The organism is Paraburkholderia haematera (assembly GCF_905220975.1).
GTDB lineage: Bacteria > Pseudomonadota > Gammaproteobacteria > Burkholderiales > Burkholderiaceae > Paraburkholderia > Paraburkholderia haematera.
Window position 1 is genome coordinate 1 of record NZ_CAJNBK010000003.1, and the last position, 17568, is coordinate 17568.

Sequence of the window (17568 nt, forward strand, 5' to 3'; positions counted from 1 at the left end):
TAGCGAGTCGGTCCCACCCCTTCCCATCCCGAACAGGACCGTGAAACGACTCCACGCCGATGATAGTGCGGATTCCCGTGTGAAAGTAGGTAATCGTCAGGCTCCCTAGCAGCAGACAGAAACCCCACCCCGCAAAGGTGGGGTTTCTGCGTTTACGGCCGTAAAACAGCGGCAAAAAAACGGGCACGTCACTCCTTCCCAAGCCGCAGCGCTTTCGCGTAACCCGTCAGTTCCAGGTAAGCCCGTCCGACGTCCGCACCGTCTCGGCTCACTCGCACCGCACCTTCCCAATACACTGCACCGGTCGATTGACGGGAATCGAGTTCCTGATCGTCCATCAGCGGATCGAGGCGCCAGGTGAACGCGCCGGTTTTGACCGTCATCGCGACGGGATACGACGTGTTCGTGCGTGGCGAGCGCCATGTGCGAACCGGCGTGAAATCGACCTGATCACGGCTGAACGTCGTCACTTGACCGTCGCGATTTCTGAGTGCTGCATGGGTCCATACCGCGTGTCCATCGCGACCGCGGATCTTAAAAGCCATCAACGCCGAACCATCGGTCAAGTTAGCGCCGAGCCAATCCCATCCGACCGAATCGGTATCGAGCAGCGTGCTTGACCATTCGTGATCGAGCCACGCCGCGCCGGTAACGGCCGTTTCGCCCGTCGATTTGCTGCCCGCCACAACCGGCCGAACTACGCTGCCGGTTACGCGCAATTGCGGTTCGCTGTAGTAATAGCTCGCCTGTTCAGGCCGTGGACCTTTGCGGGAATAGCCGCGCTCGCCCTGAACCAGGGGCGCTTGTGTCGGCGTCAGAGCAAGGTGCAGCGAAAATCCGTTCGCGTCCACGGTAACGTCGTAGTGGCCGTCGCCGGCACGGGTGATTTTCCAGGCATCAAGTTTGACGTCGGTATTGTCCGGCTTCGCATACGCCAGCCCGAATCCCTGGCGGGCAATGCGCTGATCGTGCGTAAGATGACCGAGTGCAGGATCGCTCAATGCGGCATGCGCAATGATCAATTGCGACGGAGCGAACGCACTCGGATCGGCAGAGTCGTGACCGGTTGCCGAGCGAAAGAAGGTGATCTGGAAACCGAGCGGCTGATTGTCCGGCGTCGTGAGCCAGCCTGTTGCATACCACCACTCGGTGCGAAAGGCCGGGTGTGCGCCGGTGTCCTGCGGGAGCACGATCGGATGGCCCGGCTCGACCGCTGCGAACTCAGGTGTCGCGGCTACCACAGACGCGGTAGCCATCAAACCCATGCAAAGCAACGCTGCATGAATCGTAGCGCTCAGTCGACATGCACTTGCCAGGCGATGCAGCGAAGCCGAAGAATTGCCTCCCATGCTGCGCGCCAGGCAACTGCTGCCGACTCGATAAGAGCGCGCCGTCGCTTGATGCGTGGCTTGATACGCCGATCCATGCGCCAGGTCATACACCGACTCTCGCACCATCTCGCGCGGCAATTCACCCATCACCAATCCTCCTTCACCGCGCGCACCGCGTCCACCGACACCGCGCCTCGTCCCGCAATCACCGCCGTCGAACACGACGAAGCCAGCATCACCAACGCGACCGTGCCGAGCACGCTCCATGGAACATGCAGCGACATGCTCCAATGAAACGACTGCGGATTGACGACGAACACGAGGATCAGACTGATCGCGAATCCGAGAACGAAGCCCATCGCGATACCGCAAGCGGTGAGCATCCCACCTTCGAGTGCGAGAATCGCGAGAACCTGTGAGCGGGTTACGCCCACGTGCCGCAGCATGCCGAACTCACGGGCCCGCGCGAGTGTCTGCGCGGAAAATGTCGCCGCGACGCCGAACAGGCCGATGACGATCGCGACAGCTTCGAGCAGATAGGTGACGGCAAAACTCCGATCGAAAATAACCAGCGTGCGCGCGCGAATCTCGCCCGGTTGCGACAGATCCAGCGATGCACCGAAGGGCAGCGCCCGCAGGCCGGCTATCACGCGTTCGACGCTCGTTCCCGGTTGAACGGTGACAGCCACGTCCGTTGCGTTTGTATCGGCGGTCAGGCGCCGGTAATCCGAAAGCCGTATCTGGATCGCGCCGGTCTGACGAACATAGTCACGCCAGATGCCGGCCACAACAAACACATGGCCGCGCTCGCCGAGCGGCAACTGCACGCGCTGGCCAAGTTTATATCCATACAGATCGACCATTGCTTCGGACACCCAAACAGGTGTCTCCCCATCGTGAAGTTGGGAGGGAGGCAATACTGATCCGGTCATCTGCAGATTCGCACCCGGATCGGCGGCGTCGATTTCACGCGCGAGCAAGGCGATGTCAGGCCGTGCGGGGTCTAGCGTGAGATGCGAGATGCGGGCAAATGCAGCGGTCCTGATGCCGGGCATGCTACGCAGCAGAGTCTGTTCATCGGGGCGCATGCCACCGGTGTCGCCGTTCGGCGCCGCGCGAACGTACAGATCGGCCGAGAGCAGGTGACCCAGCCAGTCTTCCACGGAAACACGGAAGCTGGCCACCATGATGGCCATTGCAACGATCAGCGCGAAGCTCGACAACACGCCACCCATTGCGATCGATGCATGCCCCGGCGCATTCGCGAGACGCGCCAGCGCGAGCGTGCTGGCCGCGCCGGCGCGACGCCGCGCGCTGAGAGCACGGCTCGCTGCACCAAAGATCAAAGCAGTCACGCGCGGCATCAGCGCAATTCCGCCGACCAGCAATAGCCCAACCGCCAGGTAGCCGCCGATGGGCGTATCGAACAGTGGCGGCACCTGGGTGAGGACGGCGGCAATCAGCAGACATGCCAAAGCGGGCCAGGGTGTAGCGAGCCGTGCCAGTGCGCCTTCCTCGGCGCCGGCTTTGAGCGCCACCGCGGGTCGCGCGCGCGCCGCCTCCCATGCAGGGGCAAAACTGCCTAATACGGACACGGCGATGCCGAGCATCAGAAATAGTGCGGTCGCCAGCGGCTCGAAGCCAACGTGCGGCTGCACTCCAGGAAAGTAGCCACCGCCCAGGTCGCTGCCGAAAAAACGCAACGCGCCGCTTGCCAACGCATAGCCGAGCGCGAGTCCGGACAGCGAACCGAGCAGTCCGAGCAGCGCACCTTCCATGAGGATCTGGCGCAACAACTGGCCGCGCGTCAGTCCAAGCACGCGCAGCATCGCGAACTGTGCACGGCGCCGCACGACACCCAGCGCCTGCGTCGAAAACACAAGGAAGGCACCGGTGAAAAGCGCCACTAGCGCGAGCACATTCATATTGATCCGATAGGCACGCGACAGCCGATCGGTGCGGCTTTCCGCGTCGCGTGTTTCGGAGATCACCCACCGGCTGCCGAGCCGCGCTTGCAGGTCACGCTTGAAGCGTTCGCGATCGACGCCGCGTTCGAGTTGCACGTCGATGCGCGACAGCTTGCCCACCTTGCCGAACTTCCATTGGGCGGCGGCAATATCCATCACCGCCAGCCGCTGTCCCGGCCGCGTTCTCACGAGACCGCCGGCCACGCGCAAGTGCACGATCGACGTGCCGTTTCTCAATGCCACGTCATCGCCGATCTTCACCTTCAGCCATTGCTGCGCCGCTACGGAGAGAAACACCGTATCAGCCGCGAGCGTATCGAACGGCCGTTGCGGCGACGGCACGCCGATCAGGTCGGGCGCAATGCGGCCTGCCTTGAAGACGTCGATGCCGAGCATAGGCAGTGCGGCGCTCTGATTCGGTACGGTGACATCGAGAGCGAGTACGGGACTCGCCAGCGTTACGCCTGGCTCGGTCGACAGACGCGGATAGATGGACTCGTCGAATAAAGGTTGCGCGCCGCGCACCTGCAGATCGGCCTCGCCCGATAGGCTGCGTGCAGCCGCCGAGAATTCAGTGAAGGCCGCGCTATTGATCAACTGAACGGCGTAGCCAAGCGCGACACCGAGCGCGATCGTTGCGATTGCTACCAGTGCACGTCCACGGTGACTGCGCCACTCCGCGCCCAACAGCCAGCGCGCGAGCATGCGATGACCTCGCATGCGCTGCAGCGGGAGTGGGTCAGCGTGCATCATCGGCTGAGCGCGCGGTGGATCGCGAGTCGGGAGAGGGGCCGGAAAAGGCGTTGTGTCCGGACGATGCGTGCAAACCGCCTTCGCTCAGAATCAGGATGCGGTCCGCTACGGCCGCGGCTGCCTCCGAGTGCGTAACCATGATGGTGGCCGCACCCGTTGCCTTGCTTTGGGCGCGGAACAGGCCGAGTACGTCGTGTGCGGTATCGGGATCGAGATTGCCGGTGGGTTCGTCGGCGAGAATCAGTTTCGGACGATGCACGAGCGCCCGCGCAATGGCGACGCGCTGCAGCTCGCCGCCCGACAACTGCCGCGGAAAATCGTCGCCACGGCCGCTCAAGCCGACGGCCGCGAGCATATCGAGCGCGCCGGCCGTCGGTAAGCCGTTTAGCAGCAGCGGCAGCGCGACATTCTGAGCAAGTGTCAGATGGGGCAATACGTGAAACGCCTGGAACACGAAGCCCAGTTTTTGCCGGCGCAAACGCGTTGCCGCGTTGTCATCCAGACGCGAGACCGCGCTGCCGTCGATGATCACATCGCCGCTATCCGAGCTGTCGAGCCCGGCAATGAGATTCAGCAGCGTCGATTTGCCGACGCCGGAGTCGCCCATGATCGCGACGAATTCACCCGGCGCGAGCGTGAAATCGAGGTGCGCCAGCACGATGCGGCCGGCGCCGTAGGATTTGCCAAGCTCGCGGCATTCGAGCGCGGGAACGACTCCTTCTTCACGAAGCACCATGCGGTATCCGATAAGTCTGGCCGGTGAGGGCGGCGTCCTGCCCGTGCGAAGAAACGACCGTGCTGCGCACGAGCATCGGCCCCTGAACCGCCGAAGTATATTCGGGTTCTGTAAGGCTCGCAGGCGCATGCCGCCATCGCCCGATAGCCATCTGAAAACGGGCTGATGAAGGGATCGCGCGGGGCCTTTTCGGGCACGCACTGAGGCCCCTTTAGAGTGCCGGATCAAAAAAAATTTCTGTTCGCGGACGCGCTAAATTTTCGACGGTGGCTCGAAATTGACCTTGATGACGCGTCATGCACCTGCATGAACTATTCCAGTGCAACCGTCACGCGGAAGCGCTTGTGCAAGAGCGGCTAACTGCCCCGCAATTGTTTTCTTTTGCATGCAAAAAGCATGGCAGAAATCCTGCTCGAATGGGTTTGTGCATCTGCACATTTTTTAGCGTTTCGCAAGGGCAGACATGGCAACAATGCATTGCCGAGGGCGTTGCAGCATTGTTGCGATGCAAAAGTATTCTTATCTTGGTAATCTCCCACCCTTGGTCATTCGACTGCGGGTAAACGTGAAGCAAGCAGCGCCGCTTCGACGTCAATTTCAGCGAAATTCAGCTTACATGTCCATTTCAATGCTTTCGTTTTGAAGGCGTTGACGCGGCGTTTTGTATTTCAAGTTTTCAACAGAACACATGCCATTGCCTCCGCTTCTTAGCCTACTCATCTGGATCCCTATTGTCGCCGGCCTGGTGGTTTTGCGTGCCGGATCCGACGCGGCACGTAGTCGCACGCGATGGCTCGCGCTGATCGGCGCGGTAGCGGGTTTCTTGCCGGTGATTCCGCTGGTGTCGAATTTCCGTAACGACGTGACGTCGATGCAGTTCGTCGAGAACGTCCGCTGGTCGCCCACGTTCGATATCGCGTGGCATGTCGGCGTGGATGGCATTTCGCTGTGGCTCGTCGCGTTGACGGCGCTGACCACGATCATCATCGTGGTCGCTTCGTGGGAGTCGATCACCGAGCGCACCGCGCAGTATTTCGGTGCGTTCCTGATGCTGTCGGGTTTCATGCAGGGCGTGTTCACGTCGATGGACGGCATGCTGTTCTTCATCTCGTTCGAAGCGACCCTGATTCCGCTGTACCTGTTGATCGGTACGTGGGGTAATTCGAACCGCTCGTACGCGGCGGTGAAGTTCTTCTTCGTCTCGTTCCTCGGCTCGCTGATGATGCTGATGTCGATGCTGTATCTGTACAGCCAGACGCACAGCTTCGATCTCGCCTTGTGGCGCGAAACGCACCTCGGCACCTGGGCGCAGGTTCTGGTTTTCCTCGGCTTCCTTGCTGCGTTCGGTGTGAAGGTGCCGATGTGGCCGCTGCATACGTGGCTGCCGGATGTCCACCTCGACGGCCCGACCGGTGCCGCCGTGATGATCGGCATGCTCAAGCTGGGCGGCTATGGCCTGCTGCGTTTCGCGCTGCCGATCGCCCCGCAGGCCAGCCATTTCTTCGCGCCGATGATGATCACGCTGTCGCTGATCGCGGTGATCTATTCGAGCTTGCTGGCACTCGTGCAGACCGACATGCGCCGTTTGCTCGCGTATTCGACGATTGCGCACATGGGTCTCGTGACGCTTGGCCTGTTCGTCTTCAACCGCATCGGCCAGGCGGGCGCGATTGTGCAGATGCTCTCGTACGGGGTGGTTTCCGGCGCGATGCTGCTGTGCACGGGCATGCTCTACGATCGCACGAAGACCGCTTCGATTGCCGAATACGGCGGTGTCGCCAATACGATGCCGCGCTTCGCCGCGTTCGTGATGCTGTTCTCGATGGCCAATATCGGCCTGCCGGGCACCTCGGGTTTTGTCGGCGAGTTCATGGTGTTGATGGGCGCGATCCGTTTCAATTTCTGGATCGGTGCAATCGCGGCCTCGACGCTGGTTCTGAGCGCCGCTTACACGCTGTGGATGTATAAGCGCGTGATTTTCGGCGCGATTGCCAACGCACGCGTCGCGAAACTGCAGGACCTCGGCAAACGCGAGTTCGCGCTGCTCGGCGCGATGGCTTTGCTGGTGCTGGCCATCGGCATCAATCCGAAGCCTTTCACCGATGCCATCGACCCGTCGGTCGGCACGCTGCTGGCTCAATCGGAACGAAGCCTGCATCCTTCGGACTCCGCACCGGCTGACGGTGGCGAGCACCTGCAGGCGGCGGCGCCTGCTGCCGTCGCGGCACGCACGCCGGGCTGATCGAAACGAAGCGCGGAGCTAAGGCAGCATTCGTCGCACGGATGCTGCCTCGGCCGACGTGCTTTTTTGCATCGACACACATCCATTTTCGAGCATCTGACGCGGCGCGACCATTCCGGTCGTGCCGCGTTTTAACGCTTGTTTAAAGGGACTTTCGCGATCTGGCGATGCCACCAGGTGCCTGGAAAAGAGCATTGCGGACCCTCGCGCGCGCACAGGTGTGCGGCAACGTGTCACACGGTGTTGCGACGCAATAGATCGTTGCTAAATCGAGTGTTTATATCCCCTTGACGACCCCCTATTATGCGATCGCTTACTAAGGGAGAGCGGTCGAATGACGTTCGTTGAAGTCGTAGAAGAAAGGCAAGGGATATGAAAGGAAAGACGCTGCGAGGGTCGATAAGTTTCCTTTCCGCCGGCCTCATGTTGTTGCTCTCGGGTTGCGGCAACCTCGATATTTTGAATCCGAAGGGGAGTGTGGGTCTGGCCGAACGTGAGCTGATTGCCACGTCGACCTGGGCCATGCTGATTGTGGTCATTCCGGTTATCGCGCTCACGCTGCTGTTCGCATGGCGCTATCGCGCGTCGAACAGGAACGCCGAATACCGTCCGGGCTGGGTGCATTCGACCGGTATCGAAATCGCCATCTGGACCATTCCGACGCTGATCATTCTGTTCCTCGCCGTGCTGACGTGGAAGAGCACACACGAGCTCGATCCGTACAAGCCTCTCGAGTCGCAGGTGAAGCCCATCAACGTCGAAGTCGTGGCACTCGACTGGAAGTGGCTCTTCATCTATCCCGACCTCGGCATTGCATCGGTGAACCAGTTGGCGTTCCCGGTTGGCACGCCAGTGAACTTCGTCATCACGTCCGACACGGTGATGAACTCCTTCTTCATTCCGCAACTCGGCGGCCAGATCTACGCGATGGCGGGTATGCAAACGCGTCTGCATCTGATCGCCGACGAAGCCGGCAACTACGCAGGCACCGCGGCGAATTTCAGCGGCAAAGGTTTCTCGGACATGAAGTTCCGTGCACTCGCTACCTCGCCTGAAGAGTTCAATGCGTGGGTCGCCAAGGTACGCGCTTCATCCGACCGTCTCGACATGGATCGCTACCACGCGGTATCGGCGCCTACGGAGAAGGAGCCGGTGCGGTACTTTTCGTCGGTCGATCCGAAGCTCTTTCACAACATCATTGCCCGATACAACAACGGTAACGTCCTCGACAACATAAAAGACGTTAACTGTGCGCCTAAGGGTAAGGGGTAACGCATGTTCGGAAAACTTACGCTCGATGCGATTCCGTATCACGAGCCAATCATCGTGGGCGCGGGCATCTTCATGGCGCTCGTCGGGCTAGCCGTATTCGGCACAGTCACGTATCTCGGCAAATGGCGCTACCTGTGGACAGAGTGGCTGACCTCCGTCGACCATAAGAAGCTCGGCATCATGTACATCATCGTCGCGATGATCATGCTGCTGCGCGGCTTCTCGGACGCGATCATGATGCGTCTGCAACAGGCGCTCGGCTACCTGAGCCCGGGCTATCTGCCGCCGCATCACTACGACCAGGTGTTCACGGCGCACGGCGTCATCATGATTTTCTTCATGGCGATGGCGTTCATGATCGGCCTGATGAATCTGATCGTGCCGCTGCAAATCGGCGCGCGCGACGTGGCGTTCCCGTTCATCAACTCGTTGAGCTTCTGGATGACCGCGGTCAGCGCGATTCTGATCAACGTGTCGCTGGTGATCGGTGAGTTCGCACAGACGGGCTGGCTGGCTTATCCGCCGTTGTCGGAATTGCAGTTCAGTCCGGGTGTGGGGGTCGACTATTACCTGTGGAGTTTGCAGCTGTCCGGTATCGGTACCTTGCTCACCGGCGTGAACTTCTTCGCTACTATCGTGAAGATGCGCGCCCCGGGCATGACGTTCATGAAGATGCCGGTGTTCACGTGGACCGCGCTCTGCACCAACGTGCTGATCATGGCGTCGTTCCCGATCCTGACCGTGACGCTCGCGTTGCTGGGTCTGGACCGCTACCTCGGCATGCACTTCTTCACGAACGACGGCGGCGGCAACGCCATGCTGTACCTGAACCTGATCTGGGCATGGGGTCACCCGGAGGTGTACATCCTGATCCTGCCGGCGTTCGGTATCTTCTCGGAAGTTGTGGCCACCTTCGCCAAGAAGCCGCTGTTCGGCTACAAGACAATGGTATGGGCAACCTGCGCGATCATGGTGCTGTCGTTCCTCGTGTGGCTGCATCACTTCTTCACGATGGGTTCGGGCGCCGACGTCAATGCCTTCTTTGGTATCGCGACGATGGTGATTGCAATTCCGACTGGCGTGAAAGTGTTCAACTGGCTGTTCACGATTTACAAGGGCCGTCTGGAATTCACCACGCCCGTGCTGTGGACGATCGGCTTCATGATCACGTTCACGATCGGCGGGATGACCGGTGTGATGATGGCGATCCCGGGCGCCGACTTCGTGCTGCACAACAGCCTGTTTCTGATCGCTCACTTCCACAACGTGATTATCGGTGGCGTGCTGTTCGGTTATCTGGCCGGCTTCAACTACTGGTTCCCGAAAGCATTCGGTTTCAAGCTGAACGAAAAACTCGGCAAGGCTGCGTTCTGGTTCTGGCTGGTCGGTTTCTATGTCGCGTTCATGCCGTTGTACGTACTCGGCTTCATGGGCATGACGCGCCGTCTGAACCATTACGACAATCCGGCATGGCATCCGTGGTTGATCCTCGCCGCGTTCGGCGCAGGGTTGATCGCGATCGGCATTGCTTGCCAGTTGGTGCAGTTGTACGTGAGTATCCGCGACCGCAATCTGCCGGAGAATCGCGACGTCTCGGGTGATCCGTGGAATGGCCATACGCTGGAATGGGCAATGAGCTCGCCGCCGCCGGTGTACAACTTCGCAATCATCCCGACAGTGCGCAAGCTGGATGCGTTTACCGATATGAAGTCACGTAAAGCGCCGCAAGCGGAGCCGGTGTATCGCGACATTCATATGCCGTCGAACACGTCGGCGGGGCTGCTGGTGGGTCTGTTCTCGCTGGCGCTCGGCTTTGCCGGTGTATGGCACATCTGGTGGCTGGCGATCGTGGGCCTGGTTGGCGCAATCGGCACGGTCATCGTCTACAGCTTCATGGACAACGACGGCTATTACATCCCGGCCGACACGGTCGCGTTGATTGAAGAAAAACGCGCCGGTGCGGGTGCCCGGGTCGCGTTGGAGGTGGACTGATGTTACAGAAGACTATTGCGGTTCAACCGCATCTCGCGCCGGATCATGTGCCGTCGCAATCGGTATTCGGTTTCTGGCTATACCTGATGACCGACTGCATTATCTTTGCCGCTTTGTTCGCCGTGTTCGCGGTGATGGGCCACCAGTTCGCGGGTGGTCCGACCGGCAAGGATCTGTTCGAGATCCCGGGCGTCGCGCTCGAAACGTCGATGCTGCTGCTGAGCAGTATCACGTACGGTTTTGCGATGCTGGGTGCGCATAAGAACAGGAAGGGCGTGCTGCTCTTCTGGCTCGGTGTGACCTTCCTGCTGGGTCTCGCGTTTCTCGTTCTGGAAATGCGCGAGTTCTCGCACCTGATCGCACAGGGCGCAGGCCCGAGCCGCAGCGCGTTCCTGTCGTCGTTCTTTACGCTGGTCGGCACACACGGTTTGCACGTGACGTGCGGCCTGATCTGGATGGCGGTGCTCGCCGTGCAGGTGATGCGTCATCGCGACCTGACCGAACGCGACATGATCCGTCTGACGTGCCTGAGCCTTTTCTGGCATTTTCTGGACGTCGTGTGGATCGGCGTTTTCACCTTTGTTTATCTTGCGAGCGTGATCTAAATGGACCATAGCCACCACTCACACCTGGCACACTCGGGTGAAAGTCACGGCAGCATCGGCAGCTATACGATTGGTTTCATTCTCTCCGTCGTGTTGACTGCCGCAGCGTTCGGCCTCGTGCTGACCGGCGTGTTGACGGGTGAGAACGCCTTGCTCGCGATTGCGGGGCTCGCGTTCGTGCAGATCGTCGTGCATCTGATTTTCTTCCTGCACATGAATGCTTCGTCGGCACAGCGCTGGAACGTCATGGCGTTCGGCTTTACCGTGCTCACGGCCGTGATTCTGATCGTCGGGTCATTGTGGATCATGCATAACGTCAGCATGCATATGATGTCCCGCTAGAGGGACAACGTCGCAGGTTGATAGAAGGCCCCGCAAGATGAAAGTCTTGCGGGGCCTTTTACGTTCTCTGGCGAGGCGTGAGGCTTTGCTGGAAACGCCATGATGCATGGCAGATTCCATTGCGGGTCCAGCGGATTGCTTTGAGCAATGGCCGCATCCGGTTACCGCGGACCTGTTCGAGCGGTCGTGCAGCTTGTGGTGCGAGCTGCTCGACTACCGCTTCAGGCGTTGTGAAAAGACGCGTGCGCCAGTCCCAGTAGAGCGGATAGCGCAGCAGCACGCCCGCGCACAACATGTCCAGCGTCAGCGTGCGATGGCGCCATGGTATCGGCGCGAGCGCGTCGTGCGTCAGTCCCCAGCCTGCATAGAAAGGCAGCCCGTAGGTGAAGACCGCTTTGCCGCGCAACAATGCGTCAAAGCCTGCGAGCGACGACAAGGTGTGCACCTCGTCCGCCACGTCGACGAGCGACAGCAAGTCCGCTTCCGTGTCGACAATATCAGCGAGTTGCTGTGCATCAATCAACCCATTTCGATTGCCCGACAGAACATCCGGATGCGGCTTGTAGACCACGAACGCATCGGGACGCAACCTGCGTACTTCGCGCAGCAATGCGTCGGCTGTGCCAATGGCGCGTGTGCCGAGACGGATCGACGCATCGTCCGCGACCTGGCCTGGGACCAGTACGATTTGCTTGCCTTCCGGTGCGGTCCACGCAGGGCGACGCCGGCCAAGGTTGTATTTGGTGACCCCGAGCCTCACAACCTGATCGCGCAGCGCCGCGGCGCGTGCCAGTTCGGTTGCGCTGAATTCGGTCTCGTTGAGCAGCACGCTGAGATCGCTCGGCTGGCTCGCGTCGAAATAGAGGCCGCGGCGGTCGATCACCTGGCTGCGCGGCGCGATCATGTCGGAACCGAGGCCTGTCGAATGAAAGAAGCCGTCTTCGATTCTGACGCGGCAAACCTCGGGCGCAAGACCTTCCGCACTGCGCGCGCCCCACAGTACTGCGCATTCGTGCGTCTGAACGGATTGTGGCTCGCGCGTCCAACGCAACGCGGCGCCGCCAGCGGTGATGTACGGCGTCGCAAACGGGCGCTTCCACCATTGAAAGCGTATCCCCGCTACGTCCTGCAAATCTGCGAAACGATGCTGAACTGCCCGCTGCAACTCGATGCTGTCGAGCAGATCGTCGAGCGTACCAAGCGCGTGCGTGGCCGGATTCAGATAGCGTGTGAAGCGCAGGAAGACCACGTCGAATAGCGCGGCGAGCGTGGGCCGTGCGCTGCGGTTCGACAGGTGCAGATCGTCATCGGTCAATCCCCAGCCCGCGTAATAGGGCGCACCGAATACGTGCACCGGCACGCCGGCCAGCAGCGCATGCATGCCCTCCGAGGCGCCTAACGTATAGACGTGATCGATATGAGGTAATGCGGCGCACAGCGATTCGTGATCGGCGAGGTGCCGGGCGCCAGGCGGCATATCGCTAACCGACGACGAAAGCCAGCGCCCCGCGCCTTTGTCATCCGATCGCGCGATCCAGAATTCGGCTTGCGGATGGGCGGAGCACGCGGCTTGCACCATCCGCATGAAGGCTCGACCTGAGTTGCGAGCCGCGATCGCGCCGAGTCCATGAGAACGGGCGCGCTCGTCAATCAGCATGACCCGGGTCATGCGTTTGGTTTCGAATAGCGCGGCGGGACAGTCCGATTGCGATCGACGCTTTGTCGAGGCGTGGCTGCGCGCGAACCTTTGCATCAGGCGCTCGACTTCGGGCGACGCGTCGGCACTATGCTCGTGTTCGAGCGCGGCGGCGAGTGCCGAATTGATCGCGACAGCGAAAGCATCGGCGCCGGCATCGGTTACCGGTGCACTGAACCACGACAACAGGGGGGCACCGGATACGCCGCGCGACCAGACCGGCCCTGGCCACGCGACGCTGAAGCGCTTGCCGCCAACGCAGGCGAGGCGCAATGCGAGGCGCCCGAACCATCGATCGATCCATAGATGTTCCGAGCGCCCGGTTAGCCAATTTTGTGAGCGGAATCCGCGCGTTATGCTGCGCAGATTGATGGCCGGGTTTGTCGGAGCCAGCTGATCAATGACGCGTTGCTTCATCTAGCGCAGCGTCTCGAGAAAGCTGTCGACATGCTCGAAATGCTCCGCCCATGTCGGTTCGCGAAAGCGTTCGATGCGGATCGATTGCGCGTCGCGCGCTGGGCTGTGGGCTTGGGCATAGGCCTGGATGCGGGCGAGCCAGCCGGGACCGTCGAGCGGGTCGAGATAGTCTGGAATGTCGTCGGCGATTTCGTGAAAGACGTCGAGGTCGCTGGCGAGCACCGGCACCTTGAGCGCGAACGCTTCGGCGAGCGGCATGCCATAGCCCTCGACGAATGACGGGAACAGTAGCGCCTGAGCGTGTTGCAAATAGGCGTGAAGCTGCTCATCAGAGCAGTGTGCTTCTTCTATTACGACGCCTTTGAGGCTTTCGCAGCGTTCCAGCATATCCAGGACGTTTTCGCATTCCCAGCCGCGTCGGCCGATCACGACCAGCTTTGGTGCGCCTGCACCGAGTTGTTCGACCAGACGTCGCCACACGTGCAGGATGAACCAGTGGTTCTTGCGCGGCTCGATGGTGCCGAGCATCACGAAGTAGGGTGAGGGCAGCGGGCGCTGTGCGAGTGGACGCTGAGTGACGCCTGAGGCCAGACGTGCGACTACGCTTGGCGGGAGCTTGAGACCGGCGCGCTGGGCTTCTGCCGCGAGCGAATCGAGTGTGGCTTGCGAGTTGGTGATCAGGCCGCTCGCGTGCCTGAGAGCGGTGTGCATGCGATGCCGGTGAGTTGCGTCGACTCCCGGGCGGCAGTATTCGGCATGGGTCAATGGAATTAAATCGTGGACCATGAATACGGGGCGAATATCGCGCTTTGTCATTGCCCTGTAATAACGGCCGAACTCCATCCCGTTGTGACTGGTATGCAACAGCACGCCATTAAGTCTTGTTTCTCGCAAGCGATTAAGGCACGCGCGTGTGACTAAAGCGCGGATTGCGTTTTTATTGCGGATCGATGCGAGAAGCATCGCAAACGTTTGCTGTGAATCTCTCTCGGTTAAAACCGTGGAGAAACCGCGCTCGCTAAGGATTGCGCGCGCTCGAACGCCGTACTTTTGAATGTATTGGAGGCCGACGCGATCTACGCCGGTAGGCAAAAGCCCGTCGTAAAGGCGCGTGAGGAGGCGCGTGACGTCCAGATGGATGGTTGACACTGAGGTGTTTTTTCTCTGCTGTCGTACGGACTTTGTTTAGTCCATCGAGTGTGGCTTTTTTTTTACAACGAGACATTTTACCCGAGTGCGTGAGAGAATTCGTGTTGACCTTTTGTAACATCTTGGTAAGGCGTTAGTTGGCCGGGTGGGCGCGAAGTTGTTTCCCAATTCCGAAAAGTACTAGGGTGTTTGCCGCCGTGTGCAGTGGCGCTTGCAGATAGCTTCTCCCGGGATGCAAAGGCGCGTTCGCATGGGGTAAGCCTTGGGCAGGCATGTGCTAACTAGATAGTTGGTAGCCGATTTGCAGTCAATTCAGTGTGACTTTTACAGAAGCGTAGGTACTAGGCCTGAGGCCGCCGATGTGCCGTCGGCTTGAATTCTGTGTGTCGATTGGTCGAGTGCCATTCAGGCGGTATGCGCAATAGATAGCAGTTAAAACATATATATATCTGAGAGTGATGGAAACAAGTTACAACGACCTCGTTGTTCCTGCAGCAACCGAGATTGCAGGGGACAGCCGGGCATCAATAAAGCAGCAGCGGCAGCTAGTCGTCTGGTTTACCGGTATGTCTGGCGCCGGCAAGTCGACGTTGGCAGGCATGCTTGAGAACGAGTTGCAAGCCCGTGGTGTTCGTACGTTTCTCCTCGACGGCGACCAGTTGCGGCTCGGTTTGAACAACGATCTGGACTTTTCCGATGCCAGCCGTCACGAAAGCATCAGGCGAGCCGCCGAAGTGGCTCGATTGATGGTCGATGCGGGCATCACTGTTATTGCTTCGTTCATTTCTCCGTTTCGTGCGGATAGAGACGCGGCAAGGGCGTTGTTCGGGCGTGGGCAATTCTTTGAGGTGCATGTGGATGCGCCGTTTGGCGTTGTTGAGGCGCGGGACGTCAAGGGGCTTTATAAAAAGGCGCGAGAGGGGTTGCTGCCGAAGTTCACCGGAATTGATTCACCCTACGAGCCTCCGATTGATCCGGAATTACGGTTGAATACGGCTGAGCTTACGCCGCAAGAGGCACTGCAGCGGATTCTTCTTGCGATGGATGCGCTCGGAGTTGATGCCGGCGAGGCGCTCGCGCAACGACTCTACGCGTAAATACGCACTCGCAAGATTTGCCTCGCGCGTTAGTGCCGATGGGCCCTCAGTGGAAATGCGAAGTGTGCCAATACCAGATCTTTTTGTAAGGAATGGTATTGGCTAATTGAGTGACCGGCAATGAATCGCTATGCATAGAAGCTAAAGAGGCGATGTTCATCGCGCTCCGGGGAAGTGCAAACGTTTGCCATTTGGAAGGATTTTTTTTAGATCAGCTTCTCTGTGATGATCGTATGTCAAGTGGCTTCGCCTCGTTAAAAGATCGAGCCTTCCTGGCCCCCGTCCGATGTGCAGTCACGTAGTTTGCCTCTGAAGCGAGGCGCAGATCAGTGCGCTTTCGATGAATTTCGGGTCCGTGATGTGTGGATTTTTTTTCACACTGCGCCATTTCGCCCAACAGCATGAGACAATTCGCGCCGAACTTAAATTACTTACTAACTCTTGCAATTAATGTCGCGTCTGTCTCCTGGTGTTATTTTTACCGCGGTTGCCTTTGGCGCGCTTTCGCTTAGCGGTTGCTCGAGTATCCCCACATCTGGGCCTAGCAGCTCGCAGATAAGCAAGGCCGCAGCCCCAGCCAATCCCGCCGGCATTCAGATCGTCGACGTGACGGACGATGTCGCGCGCAAGCTGTTCGCCGAGCGTAGCGTTGGCGATTTTTCCGCTACGTTGGGCAATAGCACTTCGTTCCAGCAGCAACTTGGCGTGGGCGACACGATCGAAGTATCGATTTGGGAGGCGCCGCCCGCAACGCTGTTTGGTGCCGCGCAATTGGACTCGAAGGGCGGCACCAGTAACGCGCGCGTAACCGTGCTGCCCGACCAGACGATCGACGGCAGCGGAAAAATCAACGTGCCTTTTGCGGGTGAATTGAAAGCGGTGGGGCGCACACCGACTGAGTTGCAGCGTGACATCACTGCCCGCCTCAAGAATATTGCCCACGATCCGCAAGTTCTGGTGAAGCTCTCGCGCAATGCGACTTCGTATGTCACGGTTGTGGGTGATGTCGCTAATAGCAACCGGATGCCGTTGAGCGCGCGCGGCGAACGCCTTCTTGATGCGTTGGCTGCGGCCGGCGGCGTAAAACAACCGGTCGACAAGATCACGATTCAGGTGACGCGCGGTGACACCGTGGCATCGCTGCCGCTCGAAACGGTTATTCGGGACCCGCATCAGAATGTGCCGCTGCATGCGGGCGATGTGGTGACGGCCCTGTTTCAGCCGTTCAGTTTTACGTCGCTTGGTGCGACTGGCAAGAATCAAGAAATCAATTTTGAAGCGCAGGGGATCACGCTTGCGCAGGCTTTGGCTCGCTCCGGTGGGCTGGAAGATTCCCGTTCGGACGCGCAGGGCGTGTTTATTTTCCGTCTTGAAGATGCGAAGGCATTGCCGTGGCCGAATACGCCTGTGCGTACGACCGCCGACGGTAAGGTGCCGGTTGTTTATCGCGTGAATCTGCGTGACCCGAACTCGTTCTTCGTCGCGCAGAGCTTCATGATGGATAACAAGGATCTGCTGTATGTGTCGAATGCGCCGATCGCCGAGGTGCAGAAGTTCTTGAATGTGGTGTTCTCGGTGGCGTATCCGGTGATTACGGGGGTTCAGACGTTTAGGTAGAAGGTCTATTTATTGATCCTCCGACTCGTCGCGAGACTGGTCGCCATCGGCGATGGCGATCGGCGAATGAGTTGGCGGAAAACCGCTTGGACAGCGTCGCAGCCGAGAGTGCGGTTCCACCTCGATCTGGTTGTATGAGGGCCGGAGCACTAGAAAGTCGGCGCGGGTTCTTAGCCGGGTGTAGCGATCAGGCAAATGATGACATTAATGGTGCGATGGTGCGACTCGTCCCGAGTGGACTGATCGTCGGACTCGCGTCCAATTAGTGTTGAATAAAATTTATGGTAACTGGCACGTTCAGCTGAATACCGTTGCCTTGCTACCTTTTGGCAATGACATCTTTGGGATTACG

General features: G+C 59.6%; 12 protein-coding genes and 1 rRNA gene. 8 read left to right on the forward strand and 5 right to left on the reverse strand.

The genetic code is table 11. From position 1 onward, the window contains the following. Positions 1–102: ribosomal RNA gene (rrf, locus tag KHO23_RS07365) — 5S ribosomal RNA — on the forward strand; the annotation flags it as partial. An 86-nt stretch (positions 103–188) separates the two neighbouring features. On the opposite strand, the gene KHO23_RS07370 is transcribed toward rrf, so the two are convergent. The 3 genes from KHO23_RS07370 to KHO23_RS07380 form a co-directional block, all read right to left on the reverse strand. Next, on the reverse strand, positions 189–1256 hold the full coding sequence (locus KHO23_RS07370) for a lipocalin-like domain-containing protein (protein ID WP_407946038.1): 1068 nt from the start codon (positions 1254–1256) through the stop codon (positions 189–191). 221 nt (positions 1257–1477) lie between these two features. Beyond that, entirely contained in the window at positions 1478–4048 is a 2571-nt protein-coding gene (locus KHO23_RS07375) for an FtsX-like permease family protein (protein ID WP_211610779.1), read from the reverse strand. Continuing rightward, on the reverse strand, positions 4038–4787 hold the full coding sequence (locus KHO23_RS07380) for an ABC transporter ATP-binding protein (RefSeq protein ID WP_211610365.1): 750 nt from the start codon (positions 4785–4787) through the stop codon (positions 4038–4040). Before KHO23_RS07380 ends, KHO23_RS07375 begins: the two co-directional genes overlap by 11 nt. Before the next feature lie 688 nt (positions 4788–5475). On the opposite strand from KHO23_RS07380, the gene KHO23_RS07385 reads away from it, so the two are divergent. The 5 genes from KHO23_RS07385 to cyoD all read left to right on the forward strand — a co-directional run bounded on the left by KHO23_RS07385 (position 5476) and on the right by cyoD (position 11240). Then, positions 5476–7029 (forward strand): NADH-quinone oxidoreductase subunit M, encoded by a 1554-nt coding sequence (locus KHO23_RS07385; RefSeq protein WP_211610366.1) that lies wholly within the window; start codon positions 5476–5478, stop codon positions 7027–7029. 372 nt (positions 7030–7401) lie between these two features. Then, positions 7402–8301, forward strand: a complete 900-nt coding sequence (gene cyoA, locus KHO23_RS07390) for a ubiquinol oxidase subunit II (protein ID WP_211610367.1) — start codon at positions 7402–7404, stop codon at positions 8299–8301. A 3-nt stretch (positions 8302–8304) separates the two neighbouring features. Further along, positions 8305–10293: a cytochrome o ubiquinol oxidase subunit I gene (gene cyoB, locus KHO23_RS07395; RefSeq protein WP_211610368.1), complete on the forward strand. Its 1989-nt coding sequence runs from the start codon at positions 8305–8307 to the stop codon at positions 10291–10293. Next, a complete protein-coding gene (gene cyoC, locus KHO23_RS07400; protein WP_211610369.1) occupies positions 10293–10898 on the forward strand; it encodes a cytochrome o ubiquinol oxidase subunit III in 606 nt (201 codons plus the stop codon). Before cyoB ends, cyoC begins: the two co-directional genes overlap by 1 nt. Continuing rightward, positions 10899–11240: a cytochrome o ubiquinol oxidase subunit IV gene (gene cyoD / locus KHO23_RS07405; protein WP_211610370.1), complete on the forward strand. Its 342-nt coding sequence runs from the start codon at positions 10899–10901 to the stop codon at positions 11238–11240. It begins immediately after the preceding gene. Between the two features lie 58 nt (positions 11241–11298). Here cyoD and KHO23_RS07410 read toward each other — a convergent pair whose 3' ends face one another. Together KHO23_RS07410 and KHO23_RS07415 are read right to left on the reverse strand one after the other, a co-directional pair. Further along, positions 11299–13353, reverse strand: coding sequence for a capsular polysaccharide export protein, LipB/KpsS family (locus KHO23_RS07410; RefSeq protein ID WP_211610371.1), 2055 nt, complete (start codon positions 13351–13353; stop codon positions 11299–11301). Beyond that, positions 13354–14502 carry a glycosyltransferase family 4 protein gene (locus KHO23_RS07415; protein ID WP_211610372.1) on the reverse strand — a complete coding sequence of 383 codons (1149 nt, stop codon included), beginning with the start codon at positions 14500–14502 and terminating at the stop codon, positions 13354–13356. 458 nt (positions 14503–14960) lie between these two features. Between KHO23_RS07415 and cysC the strand changes: the two genes are divergently transcribed. Beyond that, positions 14961–15599, forward strand: a complete 639-nt coding sequence (gene cysC, locus KHO23_RS07420; protein WP_211610373.1) for an adenylyl-sulfate kinase — start codon at positions 14961–14963, stop codon at positions 15597–15599. Positions 15600–16049: 450 nt separating this feature from the next. Next, on the forward strand, positions 16050–17216 hold the full coding sequence (locus tag KHO23_RS07425; protein ID WP_211610374.1) for a polysaccharide biosynthesis/export family protein: 1167 nt from the start codon (positions 16050–16052) through the stop codon (positions 17214–17216). Positions 17217–17568: the final 352 nt, after the last annotated feature.